This window comes from Gordonia hirsuta DSM 44140 = NBRC 16056, assembly GCF_000333015.1.
In the GTDB taxonomy this organism is placed as follows: domain Bacteria; phylum Actinomycetota; class Actinomycetes; order Mycobacteriales; family Mycobacteriaceae; genus Gordonia; species Gordonia hirsuta.
In genome coordinates, this window is the sequence record NZ_BANT01000039.1 from 1 (window position 1) to 1,744 (window position 1,744).

The window sequence follows — 1,744 nt, forward strand, 5'->3', positions numbered from 1 at the left end:
GGGTACGCCGGGCTGGACTCGGCCGGCCGCCGCCCCCGGCATGGGGATGCCGCTGGCGCCGCTGGGGCCGATGGCCGGGGCCGGGATGGCTCGCAGCGGTCCCTCGGGCAGGGAGGGGACCTTCGAAGCGGTGCCGTTCGCGGTCGGGGACACCGTCGTGCCGGGATCCCCGCCCGGGGCGACGGTGGCGGTCCTGGGGCAGATGCAGGCGGCCGAAGTGACCGTCGATGTGGATTTCGCGCTCGGTGAGCCCGCCGCAGCGGTGTGACCGCCGCGCCGTCGGCGACGGCATCGTCGAACACGCCGTCGTTGGGGAACCGTCGCCGGCAAAGACAGAACAGCAAGGTCAGAACAGAGAGTAAAGGGAGAACATCATGGGTGCACACGGTTTGAATCTGGATGTGACCGCCGGTCAGGCGGCATCGGCCAGCATCAAAGGCATCGTCGGCGATATGCGCGGGGTCATCGGCCGGATCAAATCGGCTGCCGCCGGCGGTCTCGGCGACTGGAACGGATCGGCGGCGCGGGTCTTCGACACCACCCACACCGACTGGCACAGCACCGCGATCCGGCTGGAACAGGCGCTCGACAGCATCGAGAACCGGCTGACCACGGGTTTCCGCGGGTACGACGATCAGGACGCGGGCGCGGCCAGCGTGATCACCTCGTCGGCGGGCGGAGGCCTGAACCTGTAGCCGCCGAACACGCAACCACCAGCACGTCAGCAAACAACAGTACGTCAGCAACCAGCAGGGGGAACCAATGTCCGGATCGACCATTCGCTACAACTTCGGCAGCCTCGACGCGCTCGCCTCGGACCTGAAGACACAGTTCGGGCGGCTCGAGGAGCTGTCGGGCCAACTCAAACGGCAGGTCCACGCGCTGGCCGCCAACTGGGAATCCGGTGGTGCGGCGTCGTATCAGCAGGCGCAAGTGGAATGGGATCGCTTATTCGGTGACGCGCGGCTGCGGCTGGACGGGCTGGGCACCGGGGTGTCCAAAGCCAGCGCCCGCATGCTCGAAACCGATCAGCGCGTCGGCCGCTCGTTCACCACCTGAGCGACGGACCGCTGTCGGGATCCTGCCGGTGCGCCCGATGTGACGGCACTACGCTGTCACCGTCGGTGCGCACCGGCGGTCTGCGGCGTCCGCCGCGGCGACAGGCAGGGAAGGGACGGTGGCGACATGTCGGCGGAAGGTTCCAAGAGAGCGATCATCGCGGCGCTGGCCGCCAACGCCGGCATCGCCGTGGCCAAGTTCGTGGGCTTCGCGATCACCGGATCGTCGTCCATGCTCGCCGAGGGTGTCCACTCGGTCGCTGACACCTCCAATCAGGGGCTGCTGCTGGTCGGCCAGAAGCGAGCGAAGAAACAAGCCGATCAGCTCCACCCGTTCGGCTACGGGCGCTCCCGCTACTTCTACTCCTTCGTCGTGGCGCTGGTGATCTTCTCCCTCGGTGCACTGTTCGCGCTGTACGAGGGCTACCAGAAGATCCGGCACGCACACGACCATGCGCTGGAGTCGCCTTTGGTGGCGGTGGTGATTCTGGCGGTGGCGATCGTCCTGGAGAGCTACAGCTTCCACACCGCACTCCGTGAATCCCGACCGCTCAAGGGGGATGCCTCCTGGTGGCGATTCATCCGTAACTCCCGGACACCCGAACTGCCGGTGGTGCTGCTGGAAGACGCCGGCGCCCTGATCGGTCTGCTGCTGGCCTTGGGCGGCGTCGGACTGACCATGCTCA

At 67.5% G+C, this 1,744-nt stretch carries 4 protein-coding genes; all 4 read left to right on the plus strand.

Going from position 1 to position 1,744, the window contains the following annotated elements; all coding sequences use genetic code 11:
* Window positions 1-268: hypothetical protein (locus tag GOHSU_RS16925; protein ID WP_005942487.1), on the plus strand; the 268-nt coding region annotated here is incomplete at its 5' end.
* A gap of 106 nt (window positions 269-374) precedes the next feature.
* Window positions 375-695, plus strand: coding sequence for a WXG100 family type VII secretion target (locus GOHSU_RS12955; RefSeq protein WP_005942489.1), 321 nt, complete (start codon window positions 375-377; stop codon window positions 693-695).
* A 67-nt stretch (window positions 696-762) separates the two neighbouring features.
* Window positions 763-1,059: a WXG100 family type VII secretion target gene (locus tag GOHSU_RS12960; protein WP_005942491.1), complete on the plus strand. Its 297-nt coding sequence runs from the start codon at window positions 763-765 to the stop codon at window positions 1,057-1,059.
* A 126-nt stretch (window positions 1,060-1,185) separates the two neighbouring features.
* Window positions 1,186-1,744, plus strand: a 559-nt coding sequence (locus tag GOHSU_RS12965; RefSeq protein ID WP_005942493.1) for a cation diffusion facilitator family transporter, incomplete at its 3' end; no start/stop codon positions are given.